A 14697-nucleotide genomic window follows, 5' to 3' on the forward strand; every position below is an offset into this window, starting at 1 on the left:
AAGTATAAAACGAGCAGCAAAGGAAGCATTGTTTTTAAACACACAAGTTTAAGTGTGGTTATGCCCGCACATTATTATTGGCACATCATTAATCGCACTAGATAGCATCTTGGTTTATGCTACTTGCAGTGTGAGCAGTCTCATTACATGCTGACCAGTTAGTCCGATTTATATTTTCGTAAAAGGCGAATATCTAGGAAACGCAATAGTTATGTTCAAAACCAATCAAATTATTAGCCCCATAGCACCACCAAAGGTAAAAATCACGAGTAGGATATGCCATTCCCTATTGGCTTGTATGATCGTTTTAGTAAGTCTTGGCAATGCAACACATGCCAATACAAGCGCTAACGAGAGCGAAAAGGCCCAGGCGCTAACGAAGGACGATATTAAAGGCTTACTTGTTGTTGTGAACAAAAGCGATAACTCGGTAAGTGTGATTGATACGCAGCAACAGAAAATCGTGAATACCCTACCAACAGGAAAAGGCCCTCACGAATTAGTTGCCAGTTCGGATGGTAAAATCGCGGTTAGTACCGATTTTGTCGGAGGAGACAGTTTAACTGTTTTTAATATTACAGAACAAAAAGTTGAGCGAAGCATATCACTGGAAAAGTACCCCGGCCCGCATGGTATTCAGTTTCTGAAAGAGGATAAGAGCGTCGCATTCACCTCAGGTAAAAGCGCAAAGCTCGTTGTTGCGAACATCATCAGCGGTGAAATAGAAGCAGCTATACCCACTCAACAACAAACATCTCATATGGCGGCAATTGATCACGGTAAGGGCTTAGCGTATGTGAGCAATATACGCTCAAACAGTATTTCAAAGACTTCCTTGGAAAATAAGCGAGTATTGAAGCAGATCAAGGTTGAAGAAATGCCTGAAGCTATCCGCCTTCTGAAGGATGGAAGTGAACTATGGTATGGCGCTAACAAAGAAGGCTTAGTGGTGGTGATTGACCCTGAAACAGAGGCTAAGCTAGCGGTCTTTGACGGATTTAGCTTCCCGTACAGAGTATTATTCTCCCATTCAGAAAAAGTCGCTTTAGTTCCGGATTTTCGACATCACGACTTACGCTTCTTTGATGTTGCGAACAAGACAGAGATTGGGCGCTTAGCGCTAGAAAAAGATGCGGGGCCGCAAGGAATTACGCTTCATCCGAGTTTAGATATCGCATTTTTGTCGTTAAATCTGAAAAACAAAATAGTTGCCATTGATATTCATTCTCAGCGAATTATTGCAGAATATCCAACGGGCAATAACCCCGATGGCATCGTATTTATTAACGCCAACAATTAACAGGTAATGCAGTGAACTCAAAACGCCTAGAAAAGACTTACATCGCGGTTGCGCAGAATGCGTCGGGACGGAACTTAAATGTCCCTATTTATCGTATTTCGGATGGCTTACCTGGGCCCAAAGTGTACATACAAAGCTCTATTCACGGCGCAGAGGTTCAAGGTAACGTGGTTATCTACCATCTATTGAATGCACTCAAACATACCCACATTGCGGGCGAGATAGTGTTGGTACCAAACTGTAATCCAGTTGGCACAAATATCAAAGCAGGGGAATATACCTTAGGACGTTTCGATCCCGTAAATGGCACTAATTGGAATCGTGGTTATTTTTACGACGAGGCAAAAGTTGATGCATTTGCAGCCGATTTACCCGATGAAAAGATCACTAGGGCGTTAGCGGCTGCTAATAAGATTGAGTTGACTTCTTTAAAAGATGAGATAAAAACGCAGTTTCGTCAACAGTGGAAAAAGGCGATAGAAAACAAGCTTGATGAACCCTGGGGTTTAGGCTTAGCACAGCAACTGAATCTCACTCTGCAAAAACTGGCGTTCGATGCTGATTTAGTACTCGACTTGCACAACGGGCCAGTATCCACCCGACATATCTATATTCCCGAGTATGCTAAAACAACTGCTACTGAGTTCTCTATCCCACATTGTATTTTTATTCCGAAAGTATTCGCCGGTGCTCTAGATGAGGCCTGTTTTTGTCCTTGGTGGACATTGCAAGATGCATTGAAGCGGCGTTACCAGCATCATTTTGATTTTGGTGTTCAAGCATTTACCTTGGAAATGGGAAGCCAAGAGGTTATCGACTTTAATGAAGGTGCAAAAGATGCAGAGGGCATTTTGGGCTTTTTAGCCAAGCGGGGCGTGTTACTCAATAGCCAATATAAACCAGCAAAAATGAAACGAGTAGGCGTGAATTTAACAGATTATAAAACGCTATTTACTGACTTTGGCGGTATGGTGGAATACTGTAAAAAACCAGGTGACTTGGTGAAAAAGGGTGAGGTACTAGCCAAGGTCTTAAATATTGACGATTTAGACAACGATAACGCAATACACCATATAAACGCGCCCTGTGACCTGATCCCGATGCTGCATTTCCCATCAGCATCAGTCCTCAGTGGTACGCAGTTATATAAGTGTTTCACTAATTATTTTGAGTTGTGATTAATTGAATAGACTTATCGAATTCGAAGTCTAAACAGCCCTCTAAATTCCCCAGTCTCTAATCGACAGTTTATTTTATCAAAAAGTATATATCTTCGAATTTTTGAGACAAAGAACGCATACGAAGCGGGAGGATGAAACACCTTGCAGATTTGATTCGCAAGTACAAATTGCTATTGTGTTAGCATTTGAGGTAACAACACTGCTCCAAGTTGTTCTTTTAATGGCGCACTTAATTCGTCGAACCTAATAAATATCCAATCAACCAAGTCTTCACCAGCCATAATGTTGATCCCATTTTCAAATGCAAAGTTTCTAGTTGTATCATCAACTCTGCCGGTAGTAATTACCCATTTGTCATGGTGCTCGTCTTCATCTATATCGATCAGTTGTCGTACTGCCCAGTCACTAGTATTTCCCTTATGATGTTTTACTTGCACAAAAACACGATTCGACGAGACTGGGTCGTTACGAGTCGCGGTTATGTCTACGTCTGAAATGCCAGCAGACTGATTTTTGGCTTCAATGTGCGCAGTATATCCTTCTAATTGAAGCAATTCCTTTACGAGTAATTCCAACCCATAACCCCCGCTCTCTAGTGTTGTTTGTCCGTTGACCAAACTTGAAAGAAGTGATTGCTTAAATGATTCAATTAGAGACTCTTTCTTTTGCTGAAAAATACTATCAAAACAAACAGTCTTGCTTTCTTCTAACTGTTTGACGTAAACAATGATTTCATCGTAAAAGTCATTGAGTGAAGCTATAGACATCCTAAGTTTTAGGCGACTCTCGAGTCCCTGTGAGAGTTTTGAACGCGGGATCTTTATAGCGGAACCATCCTTATCTTTATAGTATTTTACATGTACTCTATTTTCTCCATTTTTAATCCCTAGTACGTAACTCTTTTTTCCTTCGACCTTCCCAATTATGATTGCTTTGTAAACAGGGATGATCACAAGATCGTTTTTTTTCAGCTCAAAAAAACGCTTAATTTGGTTTTTTTGGCGTTTGAGTGAAATTCCATTTGCTGTTAGGTGAGCGCATATATCACTAGCTGAATTGAAGTCAGAAAAATTCACTGTCCCCCATCCATAACCTGCTATATCATCAGCTATTAGGCTAGCGGGACTTCTTACAAGAGTAATGTTTCGATTATTTGACATCGGCACTTTCACTTACAATGAACTGGAATAATTCAGGTGACTTTTTCTCTAATTTCATCAATGCTGACTTATCTGACAAGAATGTAAAGAACAAATAGAAAAAGCCCCAGGTAATAACGCTTGTGACAAAAGTTACGCCTATAAACGGGCTTGGAAGAAATGTTACGCTTATCGATAAGATATTTGTGACAAAACTACTGAGTTCATTCATTTCCGTTTTAAAACTGTCTAAAGCGATAACGATAGAACCCACAAAAGCAAAAAAAGACACTAGAGTGGAGGCCTTAAACCTATATTCGTCGAGAAACGCAGATATTTCATCTAACGCCTTCTCTTTTCTCTGGGTAAGTGACTCGTATATACCATTAATCAATAGCTTTTCTTTTTGTAAAGATACTCTTAGCAAATCTTCTTTTTCAGAAATTTTGTTTTTTATTTGAACTTTCTCTTCAATAAAAGGCTGTTGATTAGACTTTAATTCACAAATGAATTCGTCGATATTTCTGCGAAATCTTGATAGTTCATCATCAAAACTTGCTTTGAGAGCATCTATATTATTTTTTGTTTGTTTCCCTTTGTTACTTTTTAGACTGATGCTACCGTTCTTATTAAAGCTTCCATTAGATGTTCTATAAGTCGCTATTGTTTCATCAATTTTATTTAATGAGCTAGTCATTATTTCTATGTGAGAAAATAACAAGTCCAAATATGCTATGTCTGTGTTAGCAAAATTAAGTTGACTCGCTTTTGAGCGTATATCGAGTAACTCTGGCAAACTGTTTCGGTCGATTTTTTTTAAACTAGTAATAAAGCTAATTTGTCGACTAAATCTATTCAGCATATCTTGTGGTTCGCGAATTGCCTGGTTAAATTGTCGAATATCTTCAGTAATTTGGTTTTTGATATCTGAAAACTCTTGCTGAATAGCCTTTGTAGCGGCGATTTCTTCATCACTTAATTGCAATTTCTTGATTTCAATACACGGTATTTTTATTCGTTTAAATACATAGAAGACAAAAACAGAAACATAAAGTACTGTCCCCATAAAACCAATGATCAATATGAGAAAAGCTGTAATAAATATAATAAATAAAACGATTGGATTGCCTTGTCTGATTCTGGTATCGGCCATCTTGTTACCCCCTCAATGCTCTTCCAATTCTGTCTACTCCGCGCGTGCCCGAAATGCTTAGCACATTTGGATTAAAAATTTTTCCATTTTTATTGGCAATTAATTTTGAAACTATAGGTGTCACCACAACCAAAAAGAAAAGGGCCAAGGAGCGCTGTGTACGTCTCGAACGAGCAGTTTTACCGGAGGGATTCATAGCCATCAAAATCGCTAGTACCAACATAATCGACCAAACAATTTTAGTTACAACAATAATTGGCAAAAGCATACGCTGGCCTAACCTCCAAGTATTAGTAATTGATTTATAAGCTAGGAAAAATGTTGGCCCCCAAAGAACTAGATGCGCTAAAAAAGTTGGAATCGGTATAGAAAAGACAAATAGGCTTATAGCAACTGGCCAAGCGAAAATGCCTACTGAATACATGAGATCGTCAAAGTCGTAGTAGACTGGAGCTTTGCGCGCAAGCCCAATAATTGTTCCAACGGAAGTAAAAATAGTAACTATTGACATGAAAATGAGGATTAAAAACTGATTTTCCCCTGTATTGACTAATTCATTCGCTTGCCGGCCGATTGACTGTCGTACTTTTTGACTCTTTATTTCTTTTAATAAGGTTTGAATCTCTAATTTAACTTTTTCTTGATGAGATGGGTTTTTTATTGAGCTTAAATCGTTTTTTGCTATATAGGTAATTAACTCCTTTTCCATTTTTGCTTGTTGCTCGAAAAATAAAATTAAGTCTTCGATTTTTGCACGTCTCTCATCTATTAGTTTAATGTGGCCAACGTATTTATCTCGAATGGCCTGATTAGGATGCATTTTATTCTTTTGATAGTTTTCTAAGCGAGACGTAAATGTTTTAGACAAGAAATATTGAGATTGGATTTTCTCGTATAGTTCTGTATAAGCGTATTGCTCACTGTGTGTTTGATATCTGGCATAAGAGCCTGTAAGGGTGTTAAATTGTTCACTTAAGTATTCAAACTCCTTATTATACCGGTGTAAATCATCCGCTCTCATCTGAGAAACATATTTTACGATAAGTTCAGCGCTTCTCGCTAAGTGCCTTTGTATTTTGTCTTTTCCGACCATTTCAAAATTAGAGTAAACCACGTTATCCATTCCGAGATAACATCCTTTTAAGGCGGTTTCGTAGATGTAATTTTCGGTAGGAAGACTGTAGGGTTCTATTTGTGGACCTAAGACTTCATGTCGATATAGGCTAACTGGTGGTTTTAAATGCCCTTCGTCACCTTGTGTAATATACCTTATAAAGTCCTGAGGATTATAGCTCAACCAGCCAAGTTGATTACAATCTAGAGGTGGGCTTCCTATTCCTGTATTGGCAGAAACGGCTCCAAGATGAAGGAGTGTTAAAAATGGAAGTAAGCTGACTAACTGCCAACGTTTATTTTGCATTGTCAAATTTTAGCCTTTTGAGGTTGAATGTTGGCCGTCGACATTATTGTAAAACGCGAATCAGGTTTGCAGCCCTGACCATGCTTATTCAATGAAATAAATTTATTAATAAGATCAGAAAACTGTCTATGCGGCTGAACTAAAAGTATCGGCGGAAGACACCTATTCTTTAATGCTCAGCACTTATGTCTTGTAACTGCTCAAATACCAGATAACTAGTGTGCTCCTTGTCTCTAGCACCTAGCACAGTTGCGCTATTCCTGTTATTATCTGCCCGCTTTTAAACAAGGAAATATAAATTAATAAGGAACATTAAATGAATAGAATTAAACTTGCTCTGATTATTGGTGGAGCTATATTAGCCTTTTTCGGGTTTCAAGAACTTCGTCTTGGCTCAATTGCAAAAACAGCGCCTTCAACAATATCATTATACGATTTGGAAAATGGCGCTGCTATCGAAAACGCTCATGTGAAGCTTACAGAGCACGATGCGATTTACGGCGGCCTTGTTTATAGCTATAAGCAGAAAAAACGCTCATCAGAGGAAGTCTCAGGTAGCACTGAGGTGACTGAAACCTACTACGCCATATTGTCTCCAGAACACCCTTTTATCCAGGCCATCGATGCGCTTCAACTACAATACCCTGACGGGATTCCTGACGATATTGAGTTCCCAAGCTTAACTGGTATTAAAGCGATTGTTAAAACAGATCGTTTCAAAAATGTTGCTGCCCTACCTGAAGGCATACAACGTGAACAAAGCGTTCAAGGCGTTATTATCAATGAAATTGAGAGCCTCGGCTCAGAAGAAGCGGAGCTTATGCGTCAGAGCTTCCCAGGTGCTGATTTAGCAAATGTATTGTTGATAGAAGAAGGTCGCACGCCAACAGGCACCTTAAATGCGATAGCAATGATGGGTGGCGGTGTGTTGCTCTCTGCGCTTGGTTTATTCTGGTTCGTATCAGATAGAAAGAAAAAACGCGCTCAACAACATCCTTCCGCTTAACAATTAAGTAAGACCAAGTTTAGTTGAGGCTTACACCAAACGAATGACACTGCAGGCTTTTCACTTAAGTTATAGCGCTTAGAAAAGCCTGCAACATTTGTTTAAATGGAGTGTCAGGTATTCAGGTATTAGCTAATTGCAATTATTCGCTTATATCCTGCGGATATACCACATCATTGGGGTGTTTTGCGGTAATCGGCTGGTAGAAAGTATATACCTTGTGCATATCGTTATCGAAGTTTCCTTCGCTAACAAAATTGGGGCCTATAATCACTTCTTTATGCTTGAAATCAAAAGCAATTAAAACAACAGGTACTTGCGCTTTATGAGCAATCGCTAAAAAGCCAGTTTTCCATGGGAACACCTTCGAACGGGTGCCCTCTGGGGCAACGGCAAGGATCATTTTCTCCTGCGCGTTAAATTGATCAACCACCTGATTTACTATGCCGTGTGCACTTCGTCGGTCAACGGGCATGCCGCCAATGAACTCAAGCAGTTGCTTAACAACCGGTACAAAAATACTGTGTTTACCTAAAAAGCGGATCTTGATCCTAAGTGAAAAAAGTACCGCAAGCCCTAAGAAGAAATCCCAGTTTGAAGTATGTGGAGCTACCGCGATCACGAACTTAGGATATTGGGGTAGTTTCCCCTTTATTTTCCATCCAGTCACTCTTAGCAAAGTGTCGCCCAGCCACGCTGAAAAGCGATTGCCGCCGCTGGGGGGAGAAGTATTAATATGTTGCGAGTTGATGTTTGTGAACTCCCTTTACTGAAGTGTGTTAACGCATGTTGGCACGACGCGCAATCTGAATAGACTCAAGTTAAAAAACCATACTAAGTTGAATATTCCTCTGGCGCAAACTATAGCAATATCTTTATGCTTGTAGAGAGCACGAGGGCTGAGTAACATGGCATCACAATATCCTGTTATTTTTATATTTGTGTATGACATTCACAACGGCTATCAACAATGATTATTCGCAGCGAACCTGCCTTTCAACATGAATAAGCTTTTGCTTGGCGACTGCCTAACGCAGATGCAAACGGTGGCAAAAGAGAGTGTGGATTTGATTTATTTGGACCCTCCCTTTTTCACTGAAAAAGAACATAAATTAAGTAGCAGAGCGCGCGATAAAGAGTTTCGCTTCAACGATATTTGGCGTCAGCAAGCTCACTATGCCGAGTTTCTTTATCATCGTTTACAGCTTATGCGTAACCTTATGTCGACAAGTGCTAGTATCTTTGTGCATTGCGATAAGGCGGCCAATCATGTGGTGCGAGGGCTGATGGATGAGGTGTTTGGGAGCAGCAACTTTCAGTCAGAAATCATTTGGCACTACAAGCGTTGGTCGAATGCTAAAAAGGGTCTTTTACCGGCTCATCAAAACATCTATTTCTACAGTAAGACCAAAGACTTTAAATTCAATAAACACTTCGAAGCCTATTCGGCCACGACTAATCTTGACCAAATACTGCAAAAGCGAACGCGCGATACACACAATAAATCGGTATACGCCCGCGACGAAAAAGGTGATGTGAAAGTTGCCGATGCCAAAAAAGGAGTGCCTCTTAGCGATGTATGGGATATTCCTTATTTGAATCCAAAAGCGAAAGAAAGAGTTGGCTATCCAACCCAAAAACCCTTGGCCTTACTTGAAAAAATCATCGCGTTGACGACTGATGAGGGCGATTTGGTCTTAGACCCGTTCACTGGCAGCGGCACCACTTGTGTCGCAGCTAAACGCTTGGGGCGCCGTTTTATTGGCATTGATGAGTCGCAAGACGCGATTGAATTAGCCGAACAACGTCTTCTCAAGCCATTAAAATCAGAATCGAGAGTACTCAGTGAAGGCCGTGAAAGCTATAAAAAGGCAGATGCGGCTTTATTGCAGTGCTTGAAAGGCATAGATTTCAACGTGGTACATAGAAATCAAGGGCTAGACGCTATTTTGAGTCAAAACTATAAAGGCGCGCCGGTGTTTGTTAAGGTACAGAAGATAGAAGAAAGCTTAGAAACTAGCCTGAAGTTGCTCACCAAGGCTGCCAACACTAAGGGCTGTAAAAAGGCTTTTTTAATCCAGACTAGATACGACTTGTCGGTTGATACAGAGGCCATTGAGCTAAGTAATGGTATTGCGAATCAGCACAATGCTATTACTCATTTTGCAGATACTAATACTGCCAATGACGCTAAGTGCAAAATCAGTATATTGAAAACGGTACAAGCACAAATTGAAGAAGACTTAATATGAAAAAAGCTGCGATCTTCGTCGACGTCCAAAATATTTACTACACTACTAGGCATACCTTTGGCGCGCAGTTCAACTACCGACACTTTTGGAAGCATATTGCCGATGAATATGAGATAGCTGATGCCTTCGCTTATGCCATTGACCGCGGCGATGAGCAACAACGTAAATTTCAAAGTGCATTGCGTCACATTGGCTTTGATGTGAAGCTGAAGCCCTTCATTCAGCGTGCTGATGGCTCGGCCAAAGGAGACTGGGATGTGGGAATTACTATTGATGTGCTAGAGAGTGCGCCGCATGTCGATACCGTAATTTTATTGTCGGGTGATGGAGACTTCGACCGACTTTTAAGTAAAGTTCAACATGATCACAACTGCAAGGCTGTAGTGTTTGGCGTACTGAATTTAACCGCAAACTCATTGATTAATGCGAGTTCTGAGTTCATTGATATTGATGAAAAATGGTTGATGTAATAGCCTGTAGATAAACGCAGTTCGCAGCCGTTGCGATTGATTCGGCATCCAAGGAACGATTCCAATGACGCGCTTTTCAGATTTCACAAAATATATTCCACCCGAATTTTTAGCCGCAGCTAACTTGGCGTCACTGATTCTGAAGATTGAGGAATACGAGCAAAAAGTGCGCGCTATTGAAACCCAGCTCGACGATGCCAAGAAGATTTTTGATGCACTGCTGGTGGTGAAGAAAAATGCCACTGCCTTATTGAAAGACCCATCCTTGCAAGGCTTAGGTAGTTTTCTTACGAGCACTAAAGCGCAAATGACGAATTTGCAGTTGCAGGGCGACGACAATCTCACGACAACTTCCGAATTTGCAGACGCTTTGCGCAACGTTGCACGCGCCGAGAAATTGCACGAGACTTTCACTCGATTGGTGCAACCGATAGGCTCTCAAAGCCCAATAAGCAAAGCCATTGACGCTGATGATTCAGTGACAGTGCCGCTAGAGCAATTAAAAGTAGCGATTAAAGTAGATGCCGAAGCTAGCTATTCAATTTCGGTGTTGAATCATGAACAGGCCATCGCATTCTTGGGGCAGGCGACTGATGCTAGTAGCACTGACGCCGGTATTGATGGCAAAGATGTACTAATCAATCGCGACTTGCGAGCAGAGCTTCAGATTGGTGGAAAAGCCAGTATTGCGCTTGATCTTCTTCGCTTTTCAGCCGGTGGAAGCGTATTAGGGGCTGTTGAGTTAGATAGTTATTATCAAATATCGAGTGTTATTCCTAGCTACCGTGCGTTGTGGGAAATGCATGCTGACAACTTCGAACCTTGGGATTTGGTATCAGCGCGAGCAAGTCTTCAGAATACAAATGCACAGGGTTATCGAGCCTTTGCAATCAGATCGAAAAGAGCTTTTAGTGCATGGGGGAAGGTAGAGCTAGGGGAGTCGCTTACCAACGATGTCGACCTTGCTTCAAATGAGATTACACTCAAGTTAAGCGCCAAAGCATCTTATTCACGCAAATATGAGTTTGATGGTGTTGCTAGTTTAAAGGTGCATAAAAATAGTCAAAACCAGTTGGTGGTTAAGGTTGATTTTGAAGAGGAAAGCTCGCTTTCATCTGCCTTGGCTTTCAAAGCTCAGGCTCAAGTGAAAGGTGTTGATCGCATGGCTCAGCGTTATGCTGATATGATCTTAGGACAGGGAAATAAGTTCATTGCCTTCCTAGAGCAATTTAGTCAGCCCGGTCAAAGTATTATTAACCAAGTCGTGAGCTCGTTTGATAAAGACGCGTGGTATCAACCTTTTGCGAAACTGGTATTGGGACAAAGCAGTTCCGATGAGCTCATTGATGAGCTATTGTTAGAGCAGCTTCAAGATGCAGTGGATCGCGAGGTATTTAGCCTTCAAAAGCCACCGGAAGAACTTGCGCTACTGGCCTTTCGAGAAGTGTTGGCTAGGTTTTCTATCAATATCGACGATTTCGACTTACCACCCATTATCATTATTGATGAGCCTCGCGAACCATTACCAGATGATGGCAGCGAAGAGGACGAGGATGATAGCCGTGATGAAAGTGCTAATGATAAGGAAGATAGAGTAGACCCTCCTCGCGCTGCACCCGTCATACCTTTACCTCCTATTCGGGAGCCAAGCCCGATCGATGACCCTGCCATTTCGCCAATTGAGGAAGAAGTTCCGGTGGCTGACTTAAGTCTGAAACAAAGTATTTTGCGAGCTTTAGTGTATCGTTTGGCTCTTGTTATCCGTGATGTTCAGTCGGATATGCGAGCGCAAGTGCAGGGCTTTGTTGATGAAATAAAAGATGCGGTGCGCAGGGATGCAAAAGAAGAGCTAGCACCGCTGCAAGCTTTGGGCGACGGCGTTGCACAAGCGATAAGCAATATCGATAAAGAACCGAAAGCACTGTTTGATTTGGTGCTTACTAACTACCAGCAGTTTACCGATAAACTCGCCGTTGCGGTCGAAAAATCTGAAAATATCAAACTAGCACTTGCGCTATCACAAACCGAACAAGACAGCGAGACCTTGGGCACGAGTTTTGAAGTCACTTTCTTAAGTGAATCGTTGGCTGCTCAGCTTTTATATCAATACCTACTGTTGGGCTTGGATGAAAAAGCGGATTTACTGCTTCAATCACTCGAAGCTAGTAAAGAAGTTGAGTTGAGCGCACGCGCCTTGCGACTTGACTCTAAAATGCAACGCACGACTACGCAGAGTCTAAGCTTGTTGGGTTTCAGTATTCAGTCTCGAAAGGTTGATGTATCAAAAGTGAGCATTGAAGTAGACGCCGAGGGTGCAATTTCAGTAAAAAATAGTGTACGCGTAACTGATTCTGCTAGCTCCAAGTATGAGAAACGCCGAGCTGCAGCAAGTCTTACATATAAGTTTGCCCAATCTGCAATGCAAAACAAAGCAAGCTCGGCCTTCAGTTTCAGCTATGTGAACCAAAACAACACACTTCATAGCCCCAATGACATTAAAAGACTCTTGGGCTCGTTTTCATATTCAGATGAACACTTAAGTCGTTTTGAGAATGATGTACCGAACATACTGAGTCGCACGCAGGTAGCAACAGCGCTGTTAAACTATCAAAAGCATTTTACGCGTTTTAGTTCTAGCGAATTGATCATTAAAATGCGTGGCGGAAAGAAAATCTACAATGCTCTTATTGCCTTACAGGCTGATGATATATTTCAAAGTGCAGTTGACTTCTTACTAACTAGTTATCCGTCAAAAGACCGAAAAACTTACATTTACTCGGCACTAAACTTCTATAAATTAAGGGCGCTCACTCAAGGTAATGATGACTGGGATTATCGAGCCTTTTTCGATGAAGTTAGCACTCATTCTGATGGTTTAAGCATAGAGCCAAATACCTTTTATTCGCGCTTTATGAAAACTGCTCGGGGTGACCAACATGTGGATTTACAGTTATGGACTGATGCTAATCCAGACTCAATTTTACAAGGTGCTAAAACCTTCAAAGCCGCAATGCGCGTGATGTCTAAAATTGGGAAAGAAGCCAATGCACTGGCAAATCTACCGGCTTATTTGAGTGACATTGATAGCAAAGTGGCAGCCTTTAAGTCTGATGTAGAATCGAAGCCTGAAGACAAAAAACACGAAGCCTTGAACTCACTTAATCGTGAACTGAAAGCCATAAATGAAAAGGTGACCGAAGCTATTTCACCATGGATCGACGTTGATTCAGTGCTCAAGGACTTCGTCGAAGACTTGTTGGGCAAAAACGACATTAACTATAAACTGGTTAGCTTCATGCTTATGATGGCCGGATTGTTAGCGGCAGAGCATAAGAAAAAGCCCTTATTTAGAGTGGTCATTAAGCTTGAGAAAGAAGGCAAAATGCCAAAGTTAATTGTGGTGTAAGCATATAAATGAAAGACATTCTCTGATTAGTCGCTCTATAAGAGCAGCTTTAACAACAAATACGTGCTTTTAAAAGGAAGGAAAGTGACTCAATCGACATTACAAACGAAAGGAACAAGGCTTGGAAAAAAATGGTGGGCGCTGATATTAGGTGTGGCCCTTACTATTGCCTCGGCGATTGTGTCGAATTATTTTATCGCCAAAAACAACGATATGGTCGCCGAGTGGGAACGAGAAGCTACCACTGTAAATCAACAAATTGATGCTATATGGGAAAATACACGCTCGTTAGAGCGGCGCAAAGACACCGCCATTCTCTTATTAATCAAAGACGCTAATCACCCTGAGTCACGTGCTTTCATTATCGACACGCTCGCGCTATTCGGCGTACAACAAAGCACTGACCTAAGCTATCAGCTTATTCAAGAGAGTTTTCATGAGTATAAAGGTGAGGTACTCGAAAGGATTGACGATCGCTTTTTGGTAAAACAAAACTATTTGGAACAAGCACAAACTGTTAGAAGCGACAACGATGTGCTAGTAAACGTGGCTCTATGCTTCCAAATTCTAGGTTTAATATTTGTGTTATCTAGGGGTGGCGAGTAGAGAAGAGGCAAGCGAATGCTTGCCAATCATCTTTAGTGCTTAACGCTACTCTTTTTTCGAACAACTAAAAAGGCAACGGAAGCAATGAGCAACGCAAAGATACTTGGCGCGTTCGCTTCGCTTGGCGGGTTAACGTTAGTGTCTTCTATTGAAAGTGCGCTCCAAAAATACACTGTTTCGGTATCAGAAAAACTACTCCCAACCTCATCATCTACGTGCAACAAATGAAAGCCGCTTGTATTGAGCATATCGCTTAAGGTAAAAGACAATGACGCTATTTGGTCGTTTAATAAGGTGAAATCCCAACCAATTGCAAAACTGACGTCGTCATTTGAATTCTCAGGAACGGAGTTTGTGTTGTCTAAGAAGCCATCAAAAACATTGTCGTAGATGTCACCAAAAATATAGCCGGGTTCGTCGATTTCCCAGGATTGCCCTTCACTCGGGGTGCCAAACACGCTTCCATATTCATTGAAAAAGGTATTGTTTGCCTCATCAATTTCGAAATCAAAGTATGCAAGCGCAAAATAGTCACCTGGGTTAGTAAATTCAAGTGTTATATTTCCTAAGCCAGCAGAATTTAAAGACGAACTTATACCAGGAAGTTCATCACCATTGGCACTTTCTGAAACACTACCATTAATGTTAAGAACCCACTCATTTAAAATGATATTCGCGTTTGCATTGGCTGAAAACCAAAATGCAAGCAATAAGGCCGCTATCTTCTTTTTATTTGTCATTACGCCTTTCCTTTATATGTAGGC

The 14697-nt window shown here is 41.1% G+C and carries 12 protein-coding genes; 7 read left to right on the plus strand and 5 right to left on the minus strand.

All coding sequences use genetic code 11. The annotated features are described in order from the left end of the window. Nucleotides 1-211 precede the first annotated feature (211 nt). Both ISG33_RS08600 and ISG33_RS08605 read left to right on the plus strand, forming a co-directional pair. Complete coding sequence (locus ISG33_RS08600; protein ID WP_195733197.1) at nt 212-1300, plus strand: YncE family protein; 1089 nt, start codon at nt 212-214, stop codon at nt 1298-1300. Between the two features lie 11 nt (nt 1301-1311). Beyond that, a complete protein-coding gene (locus ISG33_RS08605; protein ID WP_195733198.1) occupies nt 1312-2478 on the plus strand; it encodes a M14 family metallopeptidase in 1167 nt (388 codons plus the stop codon). A gap of 173 nt (nt 2479-2651) precedes the next feature. Here the strand turns inward: ISG33_RS08605 and ISG33_RS08610 are convergent, their stop codons facing one another. Genes ISG33_RS08610 through ISG33_RS08620 form a run of 3 tightly spaced genes read right to left on the minus strand, consistent with a single transcriptional unit; the run spans nt 2652 to nt 6193 of the window. Further along, nucleotides 2652-3641, minus strand: coding sequence for a restriction endonuclease (locus ISG33_RS08610; RefSeq protein ID WP_195733199.1), 990 nt, complete (start codon nt 3639-3641; stop codon nt 2652-2654). Then, on the minus strand, nt 3631-4773 hold the full coding sequence (locus ISG33_RS08615) for a hypothetical protein (RefSeq protein ID WP_195733200.1): 1143 nt from the start codon (nt 4771-4773) through the stop codon (nt 3631-3633). The genes ISG33_RS08610 and ISG33_RS08615 overlap by 11 nt, the downstream gene beginning before the upstream one ends. Nucleotides 4774-4777: 4 nt before the next feature. Beyond that, nucleotides 4778-6193 carry a hypothetical protein gene (locus ISG33_RS08620; RefSeq protein WP_195733201.1) on the minus strand — a complete coding sequence of 472 codons (1416 nt, stop codon included), beginning with the start codon at nt 6191-6193 and terminating at the stop codon, nt 4778-4780. Between the two features lie 316 nt (nt 6194-6509). On the opposite strand from ISG33_RS08620, the gene ISG33_RS08625 reads away from it, so the two are divergent. Further along, entirely contained in the window at nt 6510-7199 is a 690-nt protein-coding gene (locus tag ISG33_RS08625) for a hypothetical protein (RefSeq protein WP_195733202.1), read from the plus strand. Nucleotides 7200-7341: 142 nt separating this feature from the next. On the opposite strand, the gene ISG33_RS08630 is transcribed toward ISG33_RS08625, so the two are convergent. After that, nucleotides 7342-7869 carry a 1-acyl-sn-glycerol-3-phosphate acyltransferase gene (locus ISG33_RS08630; protein WP_229333552.1) on the minus strand — a complete coding sequence of 176 codons (528 nt, stop codon included), beginning with the start codon at nt 7867-7869 and terminating at the stop codon, nt 7342-7344. A gap of 331 nt (nt 7870-8200) precedes the next feature. On the opposite strand from ISG33_RS08630, the gene ISG33_RS08635 reads away from it, so the two are divergent. The 4 genes from ISG33_RS08635 (at nt 8201) to ISG33_RS08650 (ending at nt 13933) form a co-directional block, all read left to right on the plus strand. Beyond that, the gene (locus tag ISG33_RS08635; protein ID WP_195733203.1) at nt 8201-9451 is read left to right on the plus strand and encodes a DNA-methyltransferase; all 1251 of its coding nucleotides are present in this window, start codon (nt 8201-8203) and stop codon (nt 9449-9451) included. After that, complete coding sequence (locus tag ISG33_RS08640; protein ID WP_195733204.1) at nt 9448-9921, plus strand: LabA-like NYN domain-containing protein; 474 nt, start codon at nt 9448-9450, stop codon at nt 9919-9921. The genes ISG33_RS08635 and ISG33_RS08640 overlap by 4 nt, the downstream gene beginning before the upstream one ends. Nucleotides 9922-9985: 64 nt before the next feature. Then, nucleotides 9986-13327 carry a hypothetical protein gene (locus tag ISG33_RS08645; protein ID WP_195733205.1) on the plus strand — a complete coding sequence of 1114 codons (3342 nt, stop codon included), beginning with the start codon at nt 9986-9988 and terminating at the stop codon, nt 13325-13327. An 84-nt stretch (nt 13328-13411) separates the two neighbouring features. Beyond that, nucleotides 13412-13933, plus strand: coding sequence for a hypothetical protein (locus ISG33_RS08650; protein WP_195733206.1), 522 nt, complete (start codon nt 13412-13414; stop codon nt 13931-13933). Between the two features lie 32 nt (nt 13934-13965). Here ISG33_RS08650 and ISG33_RS08655 read toward each other — a convergent pair whose 3' ends face one another. Next, entirely contained in the window at nt 13966-14673 is a 708-nt protein-coding gene (locus ISG33_RS08655; protein WP_195733207.1) for a hypothetical protein, read from the minus strand. Between the last annotated feature and the right edge of the window lie 24 nt (nt 14674-14697).

The sequence above is a fragment of the Marinibium conchae genome (assembly GCF_015595035.1).
In the GTDB taxonomy this organism is placed as follows: Bacteria; Pseudomonadota; Gammaproteobacteria; order Enterobacterales; family Alteromonadaceae; genus Glaciecola.

Coding starts and splice junctions, on each gene's coding strand:
- ISG33_RS08600 (WP_195733197.1), top strand. CDS start 212: ATGTTCAAAACCAATCAAATTATTAGCCCCATAGCACCACCAAAGGTA.
- ISG33_RS08610 (WP_195733199.1), bottom strand. CDS start 3,641: ATGTCAAATAATCGAAACATTACTCTTGTAAGAAGTCCCGCTAGCCTA.
- ISG33_RS08615 (WP_195733200.1), bottom strand. CDS start 4,773: ATGGCCGATACCAGAATCAGACAAGGCAATCCAATCGTTTTATTTATT.
- ISG33_RS08620 (WP_195733201.1), bottom strand. CDS start 6,193: ATGCAAAATAAACGTTGGCAGTTAGTCAGCTTACTTCCATTTTTAACA.
- ISG33_RS08625 (WP_195733202.1), top strand. CDS start 6,510: ATGAATAGAATTAAACTTGCTCTGATTATTGGTGGAGCTATATTAGCC.
- ISG33_RS08635 (WP_195733203.1), top strand. CDS start 8,201: ATGAATAAGCTTTTGCTTGGCGACTGCCTAACGCAGATGCAAACGGTG.
- ISG33_RS08640 (WP_195733204.1), top strand. CDS start 9,448: ATGAAAAAAGCTGCGATCTTCGTCGACGTCCAAAATATTTACTACACT.
- ISG33_RS08645 (WP_195733205.1), top strand. CDS start 9,986: ATGACGCGCTTTTCAGATTTCACAAAATATATTCCACCCGAATTTTTA.
- ISG33_RS08655 (WP_195733207.1), bottom strand. CDS start 14,673: ATGACAAATAAAAAGAAGATAGCGGCCTTATTGCTTGCATTTTGGTTT.